Genomic DNA, 17,613 nt, shown 5'->3' on the forward strand with positions numbered 1-17,613 from the left:
GTAAAAATTTAAAATTTCACTTTAACAGATACACCATACTCCCTGGTTCCGGGTAATTGCGCCCATTGAATACCTTGAGCATTCCCAATTCCGTTTAAAGCTTCCGGATTCAGGCGGTTAGGCAGGGTGGTAAACAGGTAAAACAGGTTTCTGCCTATCAGGGAGACATCTAATCCCTGTATAAAACCGGTACCCTGCAACACATTCGCAGGCACTGAATAGGTTAAAGTAAGTTCTCTTAATTTACCCCATGAGTTGTTAAATATAGCATTGCTTCTTGGCATCGCCACATTTGACCACGCTCCATATTGTCCTGCGTACTTATACATGTAATGTACAACGTCTTTATTGGGGGTGCCGTCAGCATAAACACCGTCGAAAAGAACACCATGATTGGCTGTACTGCCATCTGGGTAGGTATAAGGAAGGCCTCCGCCATCGCGTTCCAACAGGGTTTCGGGAGCAGTACCATTGGCCATGGATGCTGCGTAATCGGCAGAATATATCTGTCCGCCAATTCTAAAGTCTGTTAATACCGAAAGGCTTACTCTTTTGTAGCGGAAACTGTTAGAGATACCACCGGTTAGTTTCGGCATTGCGTTACCAATAGGCACTAAATCAGGCGTAGTCACATATCTGGATCCTACTACTTTAGTCGGATCTGTTTTGCTGTAGATAGGCTCTACCACTTTCTGGCCATTTTTGTAAGTGTAGTCGTATCCATAAATGGTTCCATAATCTTCTCCGGCTTTTACGTACATTCTTACACCATTATTACCCCAAAGATCCTGCAATGGGTAAACGTCAATACCATCAGCCAGTGCCAACACTTTGTTTTTATTATGTGCACCATTCACAACGATGTTCCAGTTGAAGTTTTGCGTTCTTACCGGAGTAGCCCTTACAATAAATTCGAAACCTTTATTCGATAATTCTCCCGTGTTGAATGTTACTGATGTTGCTCCGGAAGACCCAGCCAAAGAGCTCGATAAAATTTGATCACGGCTCTTTGTAGCATAGTAAGTAAGCTCAAAGCCTAATCTGTTCTGCAGGAAACCTAACTCCAGGCCTATTTCCTGGCTGGTGTTTCGTTGAGGTTTCAAAGCATCAGCTGGTGGTAAGCTTGCCTTATAACTTCTTACCGGCACACCTCCAAATGTAGATGGAGCTTGTGCATTTAAATAATTAGAAATAACAAAAGGACTATAAGTATAATAAGCAAGGTACGGGTCTGTTCCATTAGCACTTCCGGCATAAGAAAGCTTAAGCTTTCCATAGTTCAGCCAGTTGGAGTTTTTAAGTCCCTGAATAGCGTCAGTAAATACAAAGCTTAAGCTGGTAGATGGATAAAAGTAGGAAGCATTCTGAATAGGTAGGGTAGAGGACCAGTCATTTCTTCCTGTTACCTGTAAGAATAAATAGTTTTTATAAGAAAGATCCACAATGCCATACACAGAATTGATGTTATAGTCGGCCCAGGTTTCAACGGGCAGTGAAAATAAACCGTTGTAAGACGTGTTGCCCAGATAATATTTATTAGGGATAATCCAAGGGTAGTTACTGGATTGCCCATAAGTGGCATCTTTTTCACCGCTGTTCCAGGCGCTGTTACCATACATCCTGCTTTTTAATGAACTGGCTCCCAGCATCAGGCTGCCTGAAAAATTGCCGCCAAACAATTCGTCTTTGTGAAAAACGCCAAACCCTTCCAGATTCACATCCTGATTCTTTACTGTTTCTATTCCATATTGCCCCTGTAAACCAGCAGCATCAACAGGCGTATACCTGCTATCTACACTGGTGTTAGCATTTACTAATGAGGCTCTTCCGGTCAGGTTAAACCAGGGGGTTACTTCCGCAGTTAGTTTTACCGTACTTAGAAACTGATTCCTGGTCATGAACTGGTTTTGCTCCATTAAATGCCAGAAAAGATGATTATTGTAGTTGTTTTGATAAGGGTAGGCCCCGATGGCTGATAAGCCTACGAGATCAGCCTTGCTGCCATCAGCCTTCCTGTAGATATCAAACTCAAGAGGCCTGTATTCCCTTGACATATTATAGGTAGTAAATGTACTCCAGCCAAAGTCCTGTCCCAGGTCAGGAGAGTTGCGCCTGTAATAATTGTTATAGCTGGCTGTGATTTCGGATTTCAGCCTTTTTGAAATATTGATGTTAGATCCCAGGTTAAAGTTATTCTGGCTATAATTCGTATTTTGAATAATGGCAGTATTGTCTAACCTGGTATACGCCATCCTTAAGCTACCCCAGTCTCCGGATTTGTTAATGGATATATTGTGTGTTGAAGTATTGCCAGTACGATAAAATGCTTCGCGATTATCGGGCTGGGCTTCCCACTTTCTTTTCACGCCATCCCACCATATAATTTCCGTTCCGTCTAGTTTAGGTCCCCAGGAAGCTCCCCTTCCAAACCAGCTAAAGTGCTCATAGGCCTGATAACCTCCGGGTATGTCGGCATACATATCCACCCAGGGGTCTGGAAAACGGTTTTGACCATTGGCATCTTTTCTAAAAGTGTTGTTGGCCTTCCACATAGCACTAGCTAATCCCATGCCATATGAATTTTGAACATCGGAGTAGCGGTAGGGGTTAGAAAATAAGGTGCTGAAATTATAATCTATTCCAAGTCCTTTGCGATTTTCACCTTTTTTGGTTGTAATTAGTAATACGCCGTTAGCCCCCCTAGAACCATAAAGGGCTGCAGCTGTTGCCCCTTTCAATACTGTAATTTCCTGGATATCATCTGGGTTCAATGTGTTTAAAAAGGATCCCCACTCTTTGGTATTCTCCAGTTGGTTGCCGGATCCGGGTTCATTGCTGTTCATCCTGGCTTGCCGGCCACCTAAGGCACCATTGTCAATTTGTATTCCATCTACTACAATTAATGCCTGGTTATTTCCCAGAATACTATTGTTGCCACGTATTACCACTCTTTGTGAGCCGCCTTGTATACCATTAGAGGCAGTTACATTCAAACCTGCAGCTTTGCCCATCAGGCCCGAGCCAAGGTCAGGCGGAGCGGCCTTCATAATATCTGTTGTGGAAATTTTTTGTGCCGAATACCCCAGGGATCGGGCTTCTCTTTTGATGCCCAAAGCTGTTACAACCACCTCTTCTTCAGATTTGATGCCGGCTGTGAGTATAAAATTGACCACATCGTTGTTGCCAACAGTAGTTTCTTTATTAATAAAGCCGAGAGAAGAGGCGACAAGAATAGCTGTGTTATTGGCTACCTGAATAGAGTAGGTGCCCGCATCATCGGAGGCTGTGGCTGATAATGTGCCCTTAACCGTTATCGTAGCGCCTGGAATAGGTTTTCCTGTCTCATCAGTAACGGTGCCGGTTACTGTTCGTTGTTGAGCATGTGACAGGAGCGTGCAACAGCCCATCACCAATGCTAACAATAGTTTTTGCATTGTTTTCTTCATGTTTGTAAATGGATTTTAATCTGGATTCTGGTAATTACCCTAATTGATTAATTTGAATGGGTCTTTTTCAAATGGATTTTTAATGTTAGAAATATTTATAGTGCAATCGTTTTTTCTGTTAATAACCTGGGCAGCCTTTCATAGTTGTCCATAATCAAAGCCGTAGCTCCAACCAACTCGGCATTATAACCCAGGGAGGATATTTTAATATCAGTGTGTTCGGCAATCTTGGGAATACAGTGCTCATTAATGGCCTGTTGAATAGGAGCTACCCATACTTTTCCGGCCAGCGAGCCAATGCCACTGATGACGATCAGCTCGGGGTTTAATAAATGGATCAGGATAGAAACCCCCCGGCCAATATTGTATGCTGCTTCAGAAATCAGGTCAATGGAGAATTTGTCTCCCTTTTGTGCCGCCTCAATTATTTTTTTAGCCGATTCCTCAATACGTTCTTTGTTCAGCTCTTTTAAAATAGAAGGTTGGGTGAGCTTTTTAAACTGCTGGATACCTTTTTGAGCCACCACCATCATGGAGGTTTCTGTTTCCAGGCAACCGTGCTTTCCGCAACTACATATCTTATTATTGTCAAATAGCGGGATATGGCTAAACTCTCCGGCAAACCCTTCCTTACCCCTGAACAATTTTCCATCGGCAATAATACCCAGGCCAATACCCCAGCCAATATTGATCACCATTACGTGTTGTTTGTTTTTCGCAGCACCCCACTTCAGTTCAGCTAATCCTACCAGGCTGGAGTCGTTGTCGATTAGCGTAGGAATGTGCAGGGCGTCCTGGATGGTATTAACGATAGAATCTCCATAACTGGGAAGAAACGTGTGGTTAATCCCTTTCGCTACGTCTACAAAGCCGGGCATACCAATACCAATACCGGCAATTTTTGATACAGGTACATCGGAATTACTGATAAAAGTTTTCAGGTGCTCAATCAGCTCGTTCAGGCTATTAGGATTATTGGCTAACACCAGGTCGAATTTCTCTACCTCGCCAACAATACTGTTATCATTGGAAATAAGTGCTACACGTGTTACCAGCTGGTCCATCGCCACCGCTACCACGTAAAAAACGCCTGATTTAATACTGTAAGTTTGCGGACGTCTGCCGCCTGTAGATGCAGCATAGCCTTTTTCAATCACCATTTTCATGCTGATCAGCTCGCTCAGGTACTGTGTGGTAAGAGGAATACTTTTGCCGATCAGGTTACTCAGGTCAGCACAAGACAGCTGCTTGTTAAAAAACAGGTGCTTTAAAATTTCTTTATAGAATTTCTGCTTTTTTGAAATAATATTGGCAATCATATAAAACTATTTTCGTTAGGCAGTATATTCAATTCGATATAAATATAGAAACTTTTTTAATTTAAAAAAAACTTTTTAAAAAATTTACTAAACATTTTATTAACATGAAGGATTTGCACTAAGCGCTGAGATGTAGATATAAGCTGTAGAAGTTAAAGCTTAATCTGACAGTTGTTAAAGTAAATTGACTTACAACTACATAATAATCAATATTTAATAGTATATAATAGACTATAAATATACACCGTACATCAGGCATATAAAATTGTACGTTATACATTATTATATCATGTCTAATCGTCTCAGCAATTGTTCTACGGCAGATTTTTTGTTAGTGGGCTGGAGTTTTGTGATTAAAAAATTGTGATCAGGTTATTTCGATCACAAAATCCTGATCACAATTTTTAAAACTCTTTCTTTTGAGGTTTATTATTTAGAATAAGAAAGGACTGTATTAGTGAATTCTATCTCCACGTATTTCTAAATCTTTCATTATTTCTGCTTCGTGCTTCAGCCATGCGGCCCACCTTGTGCGGACTTTTTCTTTAGGCAGGTAGGTTTCTGCAAGTTCTATAAATAAAGTATAGTGGCCTGCTTCGCTTTCCATAAAGCGGCGGTAAAATTTAGCCATATAAGTATCATTGAGTCCTTCGCTCAGGCGTTTAAACCGCTCGCAACTGCGTGCTTCGATCATTGCCATCATTAAAAGGTGGTCTAAAAAACGGTCTTCGGGAGACCCGCCTTTTTGTTGAAATTCGATCAGTTTATTTACATAGAGGTCTTTTCGCTGCTTGCCAAGTTTCAGGCCTCGTTTATGCAGTTCCTGTAATACCAAACGAAAATGTCCCCATTCTTCAGTTACAATAGGAGCAAGGGCTGTTACCAGTTGCTCTCTGTCGCTGTATCTTTGTATTAAAGTGATGCAGGTAGTGGCGGCTTTTTGCTCACAGTAGGCATGGTCGGTAAGTATGGCTTCCAATGATATTTCGGCCAGATTTACCCAGCGAGGGTCGGTAGGCAGCTGAAGACCTAATATGTTTTTGGTATCCTGGGATAAGTTCATGCGGTAAAAATCGCTATATTATCAGAAATATCAAATTTCACATTAGAAATATCAAATTATTCCTTACCTTTGCCGCCTTAAATTACAGGATACAAAAACAGGATGACCTTTTAAAAAAGACAGTATGCCACTTACAAAAGAAAGAAACGCACAAATTTTTGAACAATTTGGTGGAAGCGCCGCTAACACAGGTTCTATTGAGGGCCAGATTGCGCAGTTAACAGAGCGTATCAGCCAAATCAGTAAGCACTTACAGCAAAATAAAAAAGATTTCTCTACTCACCGCGGTTTAATGCAATTGGTAGGTAAGCGTAAAAGCCTGCTTAGCTATTTGCAAAAACATAACCTTTCTGGTTACCGTGCTTTAATTGAGAAACTAGGTTTAAGAAAATAGTATTTTCCATCTTGCAAAAGTTGGGAAAACGGTTCTATATCCTGGGTTTGATGCACTAATTTCAGACTTATTTATATATTTTGTATTCCCAACATTCGCTGTTGGGAATACGTGTTTTTACCTGCTTGCAATTTTTACCTGCTCAATTATAAATCGAAGTATCGGTTTGAAAACGTTCTTTAATACGTTTTGAACAACAGAATGCTAATTGAGTTTATTGCTGGCTTCACAATCAAATACTTACAAAAATATTTTATGTTACAACAACCATTAAGAACAACCTTCGATTTAGGCGATGGCCGCGAAGTTGCTATAGAAACGGGTCGCCTTGCCCGCCAGGCGGACGGCTCGGTTACGGTAAGCGTAGGTAAAGCAGTATTGCTGGCTACCGTAGTTGCGAATAAAGAACCCAAAGAAGGGCAAAGCTTTTTTCCTTTAACTGTTGATTACCAGGAGAAATTTGCTTCTGCAGGCCGTATCCCGGGATCTTTCTTTAAACGTGAAGGCCGTTTAAGCGATTACGAGGTATTGATCTCCCGTTTAATTGACCGTGCCTTAAGACCTTTATTCCCCGATGATTATTTCTGCGAAGTACAGGTGCTGGTTACATTAATCAGCAGCGATCCTGAAATATTACCGGATGCGTTGGCTTGCTTGGCTGCATCGGCTGCCCTGGCTGTATCTGATGTGCCCATCAAAGAAATTTTGAGCGAAGTACGCGTAGCCCGTATTAACGGTGCTTTTAAAATAAACCCTACCCGAACAGAACTGGAAACTGCCGATATGGACTTTATCGTGGCAGCTACTGAAAAGAACCTGATGATGGTGGAAGGTGAATCTCAGGAGTGTTCTGAGGCGGACCTGGTGGCTGCTTTAGGAGTAGCTCATGAAGCGATCCGCGTGCAGATAAAAGCGCAGCAGGAGTTAAGAGACCTGAAAGGTGTAACTACTAAGAGAGAATACACACTTCCTGCGATTAACGAAGCTGTAAAAGAGCGGGTATATGCATTTGCAAGTGATAAGGTTTATGAGATAGCGAAAAGCAAATCTGCAAAGCACGACAGGACAGATCAGTTTAAAGCATTGGAAGAAGAGTTGCTGGCTAAACTGGTTGAAGAATCAACTGAGGAGCTGCCCTTTACTGATGTAGAAAAGAGACTGGCTAAAAAATACTACCACGATGTTCAGTATGATGTGGTAAGAGATATGGTTTTAAATGACCGTATCCGTTTGGATGGAAGGCAGCTGGATGAAATTCGTCCTTTAGATATGGAAGTGGATGTATTGCCTTCTCCCCATGGTTCTGCTTTATTTACAAGAGGTGAAACTCAGTCTATTACAACTGTTACCTTGGGTACTGGTTTAGATGAATTGTTGATTGAAACAGCAGCATCTTCCAAATATTCTAAATTCATCCTGCATTATAATTTCCCGCCATTCTCAACCGGTGAGGTAAAAATGATGCGTGGCCCTGGTCGCAGAGAAGTAGGACACGGCAACCTGGCAATGCGTTCGTTGAAGCAAATGATGCCTGCTGATTCTGAATTTGGATATACGGTTCGCGTAGTGAGCGATATCCTCGAATCAAACGGTTCTTCTTCAATGGCTACAGTTTGTGCGGGTTCGTTAGCATTAATGGATGCGGGCGTACCTTTTCCAAAACATGTGGCAGGTATAGCTATGGGATTGATTACCAAAGGAGAAAAGTTTTCTATATTAAGTGATATTTTAGGTGATGAAGATCACCTGGGAGATATGGACTTTAAAGTAACCGGTACACGCGAAGGTATTTGCGGGGTGCAGATGGACATTAAAGTAGACGGTCTTTCCATGGAAGTAATGACCCAGGCATTAGAGCAGGCGAAAGCCGGCAGGTTGCATATCCTGGAGCATATGTACAAAGCGATACCGGAAGCAAGAGAAGAAGTGAAACCTCATGCACCACGTGTGGTTAAGATGTTCATCGATAAAGAATTTATTGGTGCGGTGATCGGGCCAGGTGGTAAAGTGATACAGGAAATTCAGCGTGAAACCGGCGCAACGATCAATATTGAAGAAGTAAACAATATGGGTGAGATCAGCATCTTTGGTGTGGAGAAGTCATCTGTATCTAAAGCCGAAGACTGGATCAAAGGCATTGTTGCGGTTCCGGTTGTGGGTGATGTTTATGATGCTACGGTAAAATCGGTAGTTGCTTTTGGAGCCTTTGTAGAATTCTTACCAGGCAAACAAGGTTTGGTTCACATTAGTGAAGTAAGCTGGAAACGTTTGGAAACCCTGGAAGGATTGGTAAAAGAAGGAGATTCTATGAAAGTGAAACTGATTGGAACAGATCCTAAATCGGGTAAATTTAAATTGTCGAGAAAAGCATTAATCCCTAAACCGGAAAGAAAACCGGAGCCGGGAGATGACGCTGCGTCTCAGTAATAAAATTAGAAGCCTCCGAAAGGGGGCTTTTTCTTTATAACCTGTATCTTGCCACCTTAAAATTTACTATTCTGCCAGAAATACGAACTATAAATGTCACCCGCTATGTAACCCCTTTACGCGAAGGAGGATCTTTGCCTGCCATAGCAGAGGGCGATGACGGCTTCTTATATGCATTAAAATTCAGGGGCGCCGGCCAGGGGATCAAGGCGCTGGTTTCGGAGTTTATTGGAGGAGAACTGGCCCGGGTGCTGGGACTAAAAGTTCCTGAAATAGTATTTGCGTATCTCGATGAAGCTTTTGGGCGAACAGAGCCGGATGAAGAGATACAGGATCTTTTAAAAGCCAGCCAGGGGCTTAACCTGGCCCTGCATTACCTGAGCAGCGCGATCACTTATGATCCCGCATTAAGCAAGACAGACGCTTTACTGGCATCTAAAATAGTATGGTTGGACGCCTTTTTAACGAACATGGACCGAACAGCGCGGAATACCAATATGCTGATATGGAACCGCGAGCTTTGGCTGATTGATCATGGCGCCAACCTTTATTTTCATCACAACTGGCAAAACTGGGAGGCCCAGATGAAGAGTCCCTTTCCATTGGTTAAGGACCATGTATTACTGAAGGAAGCGGGGTTATTAGCTGAAGCTGACGAAATATGCAGGGAACTATTAAATGAAACGGTTATTGATGAAATACTCGACGCGTTGCCTGTTGAATGGCTGGCATACGAAGAAACAAACGGCATAGCCGAAGCAACCAAAAAAGTGTACCGGGAATTTCTCAACTTCAGGTTACAGCATAGCGGGATATTTTTAAAACAAGCTATTGATGCAAGAGCAGCAATTATATGAGTACGCGGTAATACGGGTGGTGCCGCGTGTGGAGCGGGAGGAGTTTGTGAATGCGGGCATCATACTGTTTTGTAAAAAAACAAAGTATGTAGACTGCCGGATTGCATTGCCGACAGAGAAACTGCAGTGTTTTAGTCCCGGTATTGATTTGGATTTTATCCGGCAAAACCTGCTGGCATTTGAAAAAATAGCTTTGGGAGACCGGCTTAGCTCTTCGCCCATTGCACAACTGGATGCACCTTCGCGCTTCAGATGGCTTACGGCTACCCGTAGTACGGTTATACAATGTTCGAAGGTTCACCCAGGACTTACAGCCGATCTTTCCATTGCCATGGAGAAGTTACTCCACGAAATGGTTTTATGATCAGGTGGGCTTAACGCCGGCGCGTTTAAATAAGATCCGGTAAACGTCTTTGAGTATCGTAATCCACCTGGCTGGGAATAACAACAGTTGCGCGCATAAAACGATCCAGGTATCTGGCTGGTTAATAGAGGCGTATAATAGTAATGCTACAGGAAAAAACAGGTCAGTAAAATCTAATAATAGTATCTGGTAGTTTGAATTATGAAGGATGGGTATAGGTTGTTGCTGTAATATTTTATACCTGAGCAGCATCAAAACCAGGTAGGCAAGCATTGCTGTATAAACAAAAAGATTATGAAGCATCGATAGCATCAGGGCCAGCGCCGCCAGCTCGATCGTTAGAATGATCCATTCAATTTTCTTAAAACCAGCCGGATTTCTCGAGGTCGCAAAAGTTTCAATTCTTGATTGGATGTCGTTGTCCCGGTCAGTAAACTGATGCCAGAGAATGCCCCTTAGTCCGCCACAGGTAGCCCATACCAATACGGCTGCCAGCCACTCATAGTTAATAGCTTGTCCTGAAAGATAAGACAGGCTGCTCACCATCAAAAGGCTGATGAAAATATGTGCACCACTGGCATCTGCCAGTACGCCCCATATTCCCCTGTTTTTAAGACGGAATGGAGGAAAACTATACATGCTAAAGGTGATCCAGGGAAGGGTGTAAAAAATACAGGAAAGTATATCGGGGTAGTAAAAGAAATAAATAAACCCTGCTCCCAAAGAAAGGCAGGCGAGGGGTAAGAGCCAACGCATCACTTTAGGCAGTGATGCCATTTTGTTATTCTTACCTGCTTTATGGTCTACTTCTATATCACTTACATCATTGATGATGCTTACATATATAGCGCCTACCACCACTGAAAGGAGGATCAGCACGATATAGCCATAATAATCAAAAATATTTTTGTCTCCGGATAAAAGCGTTGCATAGCCTACGGCCAATATGGGGGGGAGTTTGTAATCCCACCAATCATGTGACCTTATAAACCTCGAAAAACTCATTGACTTATCGCTTTGCCGGCCTTTCTTGCTTTATCATCTCTTACCCGCTGCATACCTAATCTTATTACCTGCGGGATACTTATCAGTGTTTGTGAAAAATCAAGATAGCAGGATTTCAAAAGCAGCCGGGTTGTTTTAATAATATCAAATTCCCTTACCAGGTTATGCTTAGCCAATTCCACCATGCCATATACATGTTTATTTCTCAAAATCTTGTATTGTGATTTGTTCATCTGCGGCTTGAAGTCGTGCATGATTTTTCCCAGGTCGGCAATGTAGAGATGCTCAAGTATCTCTTTTCTTTTACGGCCGTCATACACATTGGAATAACCCGAATACTTTTTCCATAGTCGCTTAAGGGTAAATGCAGCTGTTCTTTCGCCGGAATATACTGCGGATAAGTATAAGTACCAGTCATCTCCAATTCTTATATCATTGTTCCACCCGTTTTGTATCAGTTCATGCCTGATGACTACCGATGAAGAAGGAGAGGGGCAACCTCTTACATAGATGATTCGCAGATCGTCGCTTTCCAGGTTTACCCATCCGTTATTCATTCTGTCAAAATAAGGCTCTATAACAAAATCGCTCGAAAGAAAGTCCCTTACCTTTCCGTCCTGGTCCTGCTGGTCCCAATTGGTAAACACAAAATCCAGATTATCCGCAACAATTTTAGTAACACATTCCTGCAGGAAATCGGGATACCAGATGTCATCCGAATCCAGTGACGCAATCAAACTCCCTTTGGCTTGTTTTAACCCCGCGTTCCTGGCGCTGGCCTGTCCGCCATTCTGTTTATGAACCGTGGTAACGGTAGTATATTTTTTTAGTACCTCAGCCGTATTGTCTTTTGATCCGTCATCAACAACTATAATTTCAAAATTTGTATAGGTTTGGTTCAATACACTATCTATGGCATTGCTTATAGTACTTGCCCGGTTATAAGTTGGTATGATTACGGTTACGAGAGGTTGGTTTGAGCTCATTTTATTGAATCAGTTTTGAGACGGCATTCGAAAAAAGGGTTTCAGGGTTCTGCGGTATATGTTGTGTTATAAAATCATGTGCCTGTTTACCTATCCTATCCCAATGGCTTCGGTTGTTCCAGGCGTCTTCCATCGTGCTGGCAAAATCTTTCTCTGTGGCACCACCAATGTAGCCGTTAATGCCATGCCGGATGATCTCCGGGTGGCCGCCGGCAGTTGTAACAATCACCGGGCGGCCTATGGCCATAGCTTCAATGGTAACCAGGGGCATGCCTTCACTTCTGGAGGGTAAAACCAGGGCGTGATGTGTTTCCCATAGCGCTGCCACATCAGATTGGTAGTTTAGAAAGTTGATATTTTTTACGTCAAGTAATTGAGCCAGATCTTTTAATGCTGCTTCATCGGGACCACCGCCAATAAAAGTTACCTCAACCGGCCGGGATCTCCAGGGCTCCTGTGAAAGTATTTTGATGAGTATATCCTGTCCCTTGTCTAAAACGAAAAATCGACCTATACAGGCAAATTTGTAAATCGCGTTCGCTTCAGGGAAAGGGATGATGTTCCGGTTGAATTTTACCGGGTTCCATATCAGCGAGGCGTGGGCAAGCCGAAGCCCAAACTGCTCTTCCGTTATACGTTGGTTATGAGCCGACACAAAAAAGCAGGCAATAGCTTTCTTCCATGCTTCAATCATATAGGGGCGTTCGGTGTGATAAGGCCAAAAAAAATCTACAGCTTTATGGCTGATCATCGCATAGCGAATACCCAGCATCAGGCATTGGTAAGCATAACCCATTCCATCAAAGTTAATGGCCTGGTTGATCAGCACCAGGTCGGGTTTATTCTTTTGCAGCAAACCACCCAGCGCTTCAACGTGTTCATTATTATAGTTGATGGGATTAGGATTTCGAACAAAATACCCCCTGATCTTATTAATGAATTTTTTAACCACTCCGGGGGTACGGGGTTTGAAGCTAACCAGGTGAATGCCTTTGTTCAACAGTTCGGCAACCGGGGGGTGAGCGCAGTTGAACTCCTTTTTGTAAACTGTAACCTGATAGCCCTGTTGCAGCAGGAGGGGAACCGATTTTGCCCATAACTCTTCACTTCCTCCCCAGTCGTCTGAGCAGCATGTGATGATGGCTATATGTTTGGCGGCATTACTCATTATTGTACCTGGCGTTCCTCTACCTGTTCATTAAATAAATTGGCATAAGCGCCATTACGCTGCATAAGTTGTTCGTCAGTTCCTTCTTCTATAATTTCTCCCTGCGATAAAACATAGATGTAATCCGCGTGCAGGATAGCTGAACGCCTATGGCTGATAATTATTGCGCCCCGGTTGCCGATCCGCTCCCTGAATGTGTTGAATAGTTCTTTTTCTGAAACAGCGTCCAGTGCACTGGATGCTTCATCAAATATCAGGAAACGCGCATCTGAATAAAAACACCTGGCCAGTGCCAGTTTTTGCCATTGCCCGATGCTGACTTCTTCACCATCTTCAAATACTCTTCCCATAGTGGTTTCGTAGGAGGCGGGAAATGTTTCTATGAAAGCTGCAGCTCCCGATTTATGCGCCGCATCTTTTACGCGGTCTTCATTAAAGGGCTCATGTATATTGCCAAAGAAAATATTGTCGCCTGCTGTAAAGCTATATTTATTGAAATCCTGGAACACAACACCAACTTGTTTCCGGTATGCCTGGGGATCGAAGGATCTGATGTCGGTACCGCCATACAGTATTTGCCCTTCGGAAGGATCATATAGCCTGCATAATAGTTTGATCAGTGTTGATTTGCCGGCGCCGTTTAACCCTACCAAAGCTACAATCTTACTTGATGGTATAGAAAGGTTAATACCTGATAATGTTTCTTTATCTGCATGCGGATATGTAAAACGAACATTGGATAAACGGATACTTACGTCGTTACCTGTTGGGATAGGGGTTTCATTAGCCCGATGTTCGATCGTGTTTTCCAACTCCAGTAATTCGAATGCGCTATTGATATAGATACTGTTCTGGTAAACAGAAGATAGCCCGCCAGCTATATGCTGCAGCAAAGTGAATGCCTGGGGGAAAGCAACCAGGAACAGGGTTATATCCCCGGTACTGGTTTCGCCTGTTACGGCTTTTAATGCGATAAAACCGATACAGAAAAAAACACCTATATAGGATAGTGTAGTACTGAATACTTCGAGCTGGGTCCTTTTCAGGTTCAGAAAAAGTTTTTCTTTCACCAAAGCTAACCTGATGATACTTAGTTTTTGCTGCAGGTAATTACCTAAAGAATAAGTACGGATTTCTTTAGCTGCCGTGTCCGTTGTGATTAGATTGCTGAAATAGTTGGACTTACGTTCTAACGGAGTTTGGGCTATTCTGAGTTCGTTAAGCTTTTTTGAATATTTTAAACGGATCACCAGTGTAGGCAGAATAAACAATGCTATAATGGGAAGCAAAACCCAGTTAATAAGCAATAGTACAGATGCCACTGCTACAAGGGACAGGCAGTTCTTTAGCATTTCAATCAGGGTGGTTATAATCAGCCCTGGTTTGTCTGCACCTGCTTCAATGGCGCGTTTTAATATATCGTAGTAGGACGGGCTTTCATAAAAAGAAAGTTGCAGATTTACTGCTTTTTCGTGCACTTTAGTATTAAGATATTCTCCTACCCGGGTTGAAAGTACTTCTGTTGAATAGGCGCTGAAGGACCTTGATACGAAATATAACACACCCGCCAGTCCGCTAAGTATTACATAGGTTATGATTTCTTTATGAGCTTCCTGAGAATGAAGCTGGGCAGCTGCAACCACGTCAATGAGCAACTTCATCAGGTATAATGAACTGAAGAACAGGAGGTTTTCGAGAATGATCAGGATCAGCGATATGTATAACCATTTTGCCGCAGCAGTTTTTATGAGGCCCCATATTCTTGAAATATTAAGGCTGCTTTTAAGATGAGAGATGCGGTTTCGGATAGAAGACATAATATGATCTCATAGCTTCAGGTAAGCTATCTGGGATTAGAAGATTGACAAATATAAAACCTTCTGGTGAGAATTTAAAGATCCTTTAACATAAGACAGCGTATCAACACTAATTATATGACACAGCTTTTTTATACAAATGAAGCGCTTCTATACAAAGAGCGGTGGTCAGTTCTTCGCATCCCCAGAAATATCCCGTGGAGGTAGAGTAAAAAGCATGGCGTTTCCAATGGAAGCTGGCGTTTTGGCGTTGAAGCAGATCCTGCACCTGTTCGGCAACCTCATCGGCAGGCTCATGCAACTTTAAAAGTGATGAAACAGCTAATGCTAATTCAAGATCGCTGCGGTTGTGTTTTTCATTTGCCTGAACCAGGTTTTTTAATTTATGGGCTATCAGGTTTTTGATTTCAACCAATGGTTGAATATTTAAGAAAACCAACCGCGATACAAAATAATAAAAGACAAACGGGTTTTTATAATAGTGATCAGAATGCTCCTCCGAGTTTTCTTTTATCAGTTTTACCAGGAATTGAATAGCCTGTTCTGTTATTTCGTTATGGCCCAGGTAGGAGATGACGTTTGCATTAATAGCCGAGTCAATATCATTCCGGTTGATACCGCTTCTTTTCCAGAGGATTATATTGCGGAACGGACTTTTTAATTCCCGGGCAACTATTTTCCAAAAGGTCATCGGATAATTGCTGAAACGGCCATGAAAAGTAAACCAGGTATAAAATAATCCATTTGCATTCCGGTTACTTTTTAACAACGCAATATTATCGGGTATGCTAATGTTTCTCTTTTTTAATAAATCTGATATCAGTGAAGTGTCATCAACATCAGGGGCATTCAGCCTGAATAGCCAATGGAATTTTGTGAGGTAGTTCCAGGTACCGCCCCGCATCATTTGATACTGAAAAAAATCAGTAGATTTTTTCAGCATTTTATCTACTGCCGGGTGATGTTGCAGGGGAAGCAGACAATGAGCGATGATGGCGGTCATGTAATTGGTAGTGTCCGGTGCGCACCATTGTTCCATAGTCTCTTCGCCAGAGATATAGGCCAGGAATTCTCCGTTATGCATCTGGCGTTGCTCCAGGTATTGTATGCTTTTATCTATTGCAAGATCAACTTTGGATAATAGCTCATCGTGTTGTGACATTGCCGGGGCATTTAGAAGGTTTAGAAAACTGATACCTTATCAAAGGTTCATTTGTTTCACGAAGTGGTGTTGGGCGGCGCTGTAATTTACCTTTTTATGCTTTTCAAATAAGCCATATACTGAGCTGCCACTACCACTCATCAGGGCAAAAATGGCTCCTGCCTGGTACAGGTCATTTTTAATTTCTTTAATTTCCGGATGTGCCTCGAAAACAGCAACCTCGAAATCATTTGTTATCAGCTGTTTCCATTCTGCTACCGGCCGGGCTATAGCACTCTCAAGACTCGTAGCCGGGGCAGAAGGGGTGATCTGCGAAAATGCCCAGGGTGTTGAGATATGTATGCCGGGATTAACAATTACTATCTGATAACCGCTTAAATCAATTGCGGATGCGGTAAAAACTTCTCCGCGTCCCTTTGCCAGCGACGGTTTGTTTAGAATAAAAAAAGGGCAATCGCTACCCAGCTGTAAAGCATAATGCATGAGCTGCTGCCCGGTTAAGCCCAGCGAGAATTTTTGATTTAATGCCAGTAAAGTGTAGGCGCCATTAGCACTGCCGGCGCCAAGTCCGGCACCGGCAGGAATGTTTTTTAAGAGATAAAAATGTACAGAGGGCAGAGTGGGAAAATCTTTCTTTAGAAGGTTCCATGCCTTGATGATTATGTTGTTTTCGGGCAAACCGGGAATATGCTGGCCCATAACTGAAACGTCTGTTCGTGAATCTTCGATGAGCTCAATAACGTCGTAAAGTGGCAGCGGAAAGAAAACGGTTTCAAGATTGTGGTACCCGTCCGGCCTTTTGCCGGTAATATGTAAACCAATGTTGATTTTACAATTGGAAAATCGGATCAAGGTCTTGGGTATAATAGGTGTGGAATAATGGTTCCTGAAAATGATAAATGAACCGCCTGCTATTGGCTCTTCCGGCTGTTTAGCTCATCTCTGATAGCAATGGCTCTCATATAATCTTCGCTTTCCAGTACCTCGTTTAACAGTTTATTCAATTCTTCAACACTCATGCTTTTAAGATCATCATCTGCACTTTCGGTAACGGTTGCACCAATGGCTTCCACACTCTCTGCAGCGGGTGCCTGGTTTTTTTCATCCATTACAATCCCTGCATTACTCAAAATGTTTTCGTATGTGTAAATAGGACATCCAAAGCGAACGGCCAGGGCAATAGCATCAGAAGTGCGGCTATCAATTTCGATAGTATCGTGATCGGAGGAGCAAACCAGTTTACTGAAGAATATCCCTTCCTGCAGGTCAGAAATAATGATTTCGTGCAGGTCGATGGAGAATGCAGTCATGAAGTTTTTCATCAGGTCATGCGTCAAAGGCCTGCTTGGATTCATTTTTTCCAAAGCAACGGCAATGGCCTGCGCCTCAAAACCTCCGATAACTATCGGCAACCGGCGTAAACCATTTACTTCCCCTAAAACTACCGCATAAGAATGCGTTTGAGTAATACTATGAGAAAGTGCTACAACTTCTAATTCTATTTTTTTCATAAAAACAAGCCACGAAACTAAGGATTTTTACTGTTAAAAAGAAGTTGAGCACAGGGCAGGAGCTCATTTTAATCAAACCCTAATATCTGTAGCT

14 protein-coding genes are annotated in these 17,613 nt (G+C 42.5%); 4 read left to right on the forward strand and 10 right to left on the reverse strand.

Annotated features, from left to right (window positions below; translation table 11 throughout):
* Positions 1-8 precede the first annotated feature (8 nt).
* The 3 genes from ACLOAU_RS21965 to ACLOAU_RS21975 all read right to left on the reverse strand — a co-directional run bounded on the left by ACLOAU_RS21965 (position 9) and on the right by ACLOAU_RS21975 (position 5,828).
* Entirely contained in the window at positions 9-3,446 is a 3,438-nt protein-coding gene (locus tag ACLOAU_RS21965; RefSeq protein WP_427864057.1) for a SusC/RagA family TonB-linked outer membrane protein, read from the reverse strand.
* Between the two features lie 95 nt (positions 3,447-3,541).
* Positions 3,542-4,765, reverse strand: coding sequence for an ROK family protein (locus tag ACLOAU_RS21970; protein WP_427864058.1), 1,224 nt, complete (start codon positions 4,763-4,765; stop codon positions 3,542-3,544).
* 454 nt (positions 4,766-5,219) lie between these two features.
* Positions 5,220-5,828 (reverse strand): MiaE family protein, encoded by a 609-nt coding sequence (locus tag ACLOAU_RS21975; RefSeq protein WP_427864059.1) that lies wholly within the window; start codon positions 5,826-5,828, stop codon positions 5,220-5,222.
* Between the two features lie 124 nt (positions 5,829-5,952).
* Between ACLOAU_RS21975 and rpsO the strand changes: the two genes are divergently transcribed.
* From rpsO to ACLOAU_RS21995, 4 genes are all read left to right on the forward strand, one after another.
* A complete protein-coding gene (gene rpsO, locus ACLOAU_RS21980) occupies positions 5,953-6,222 on the forward strand; it encodes a 30S ribosomal protein S15 (RefSeq protein ID WP_114791094.1) in 270 nt (89 codons plus the stop codon).
* A gap of 255 nt (positions 6,223-6,477) precedes the next feature.
* Positions 6,478-8,649 carry a polyribonucleotide nucleotidyltransferase gene (gene pnp, locus ACLOAU_RS21985; RefSeq protein ID WP_427864060.1) on the forward strand — a complete coding sequence of 724 codons (2,172 nt, stop codon included), beginning with the start codon at positions 6,478-6,480 and terminating at the stop codon, positions 8,647-8,649.
* 89 nt (positions 8,650-8,738) lie between these two features.
* Positions 8,739-9,506, forward strand: coding sequence for a HipA family kinase (locus tag ACLOAU_RS21990; protein WP_427864309.1), 768 nt, complete (start codon positions 8,739-8,741; stop codon positions 9,504-9,506).
* Positions 9,484-9,870 carry a DUF3037 domain-containing protein gene (locus ACLOAU_RS21995; protein WP_427864061.1) on the forward strand — a complete coding sequence of 129 codons (387 nt, stop codon included), beginning with the start codon at positions 9,484-9,486 and terminating at the stop codon, positions 9,868-9,870. The genes ACLOAU_RS21990 and ACLOAU_RS21995 overlap by 23 nt, the downstream gene beginning before the upstream one ends.
* On the opposite strand, the gene ACLOAU_RS22000 is transcribed toward ACLOAU_RS21995, so the two are convergent.
* The 7 genes from ACLOAU_RS22000 to ACLOAU_RS22030 all read right to left on the reverse strand — a co-directional run bounded on the left by ACLOAU_RS22000 (position 9,871) and on the right by ACLOAU_RS22030 (position 17,519).
* Positions 9,871-10,875: a UbiA family prenyltransferase gene (locus ACLOAU_RS22000; RefSeq protein WP_427864062.1), complete on the reverse strand. Its 1,005-nt coding sequence runs from the start codon at positions 10,873-10,875 to the stop codon at positions 9,871-9,873.
* On the reverse strand, positions 10,872-11,861 hold the full coding sequence (locus ACLOAU_RS22005) for a glycosyltransferase family 2 protein (RefSeq protein ID WP_427864063.1): 990 nt from the start codon (positions 11,859-11,861) through the stop codon (positions 10,872-10,874). Before ACLOAU_RS22005 ends, ACLOAU_RS22000 begins: the two co-directional genes overlap by 4 nt.
* A gap of 1 nt (position 11,862) precedes the next feature.
* The gene (locus ACLOAU_RS22010; RefSeq protein WP_427864064.1) at positions 11,863-13,029 is read right to left on the reverse strand and encodes a glycosyltransferase family 4 protein; all 1,167 of its coding nucleotides are present in this window, start codon (positions 13,027-13,029) and stop codon (positions 11,863-11,865) included.
* Complete coding sequence (locus ACLOAU_RS22015; RefSeq protein ID WP_427864065.1) at positions 13,029-14,846, reverse strand: ABC transporter ATP-binding protein; 1,818 nt, start codon at positions 14,844-14,846, stop codon at positions 13,029-13,031. Before ACLOAU_RS22015 ends, ACLOAU_RS22010 begins: the two co-directional genes overlap by 1 nt.
* 109 nt (positions 14,847-14,955) lie before the next feature.
* The gene (locus ACLOAU_RS22020; protein WP_427864066.1) at positions 14,956-16,008 is read right to left on the reverse strand and encodes a prenyltransferase/squalene oxidase repeat-containing protein; all 1,053 of its coding nucleotides are present in this window, start codon (positions 16,006-16,008) and stop codon (positions 14,956-14,958) included.
* A gap of 39 nt (positions 16,009-16,047) precedes the next feature.
* Positions 16,048-16,860 carry a 4-(cytidine 5'-diphospho)-2-C-methyl-D-erythritol kinase gene (gene ispE, locus ACLOAU_RS22025; RefSeq protein ID WP_427864067.1) on the reverse strand — a complete coding sequence of 271 codons (813 nt, stop codon included), beginning with the start codon at positions 16,858-16,860 and terminating at the stop codon, positions 16,048-16,050.
* Between the two features lie 59 nt (positions 16,861-16,919).
* Complete coding sequence (locus ACLOAU_RS22030) at positions 16,920-17,519, reverse strand: bifunctional nuclease family protein (RefSeq protein WP_427864068.1); 600 nt, start codon at positions 17,517-17,519, stop codon at positions 16,920-16,922.
* Positions 17,520-17,613 lie beyond the last annotated feature (94 nt).

The sequence above is a fragment of the Paraniabella aurantiaca genome (assembly GCF_050309965.1).
Classification (GTDB): Bacteria; Bacteroidota; Bacteroidia; order Chitinophagales; family Chitinophagaceae; genus Niabella.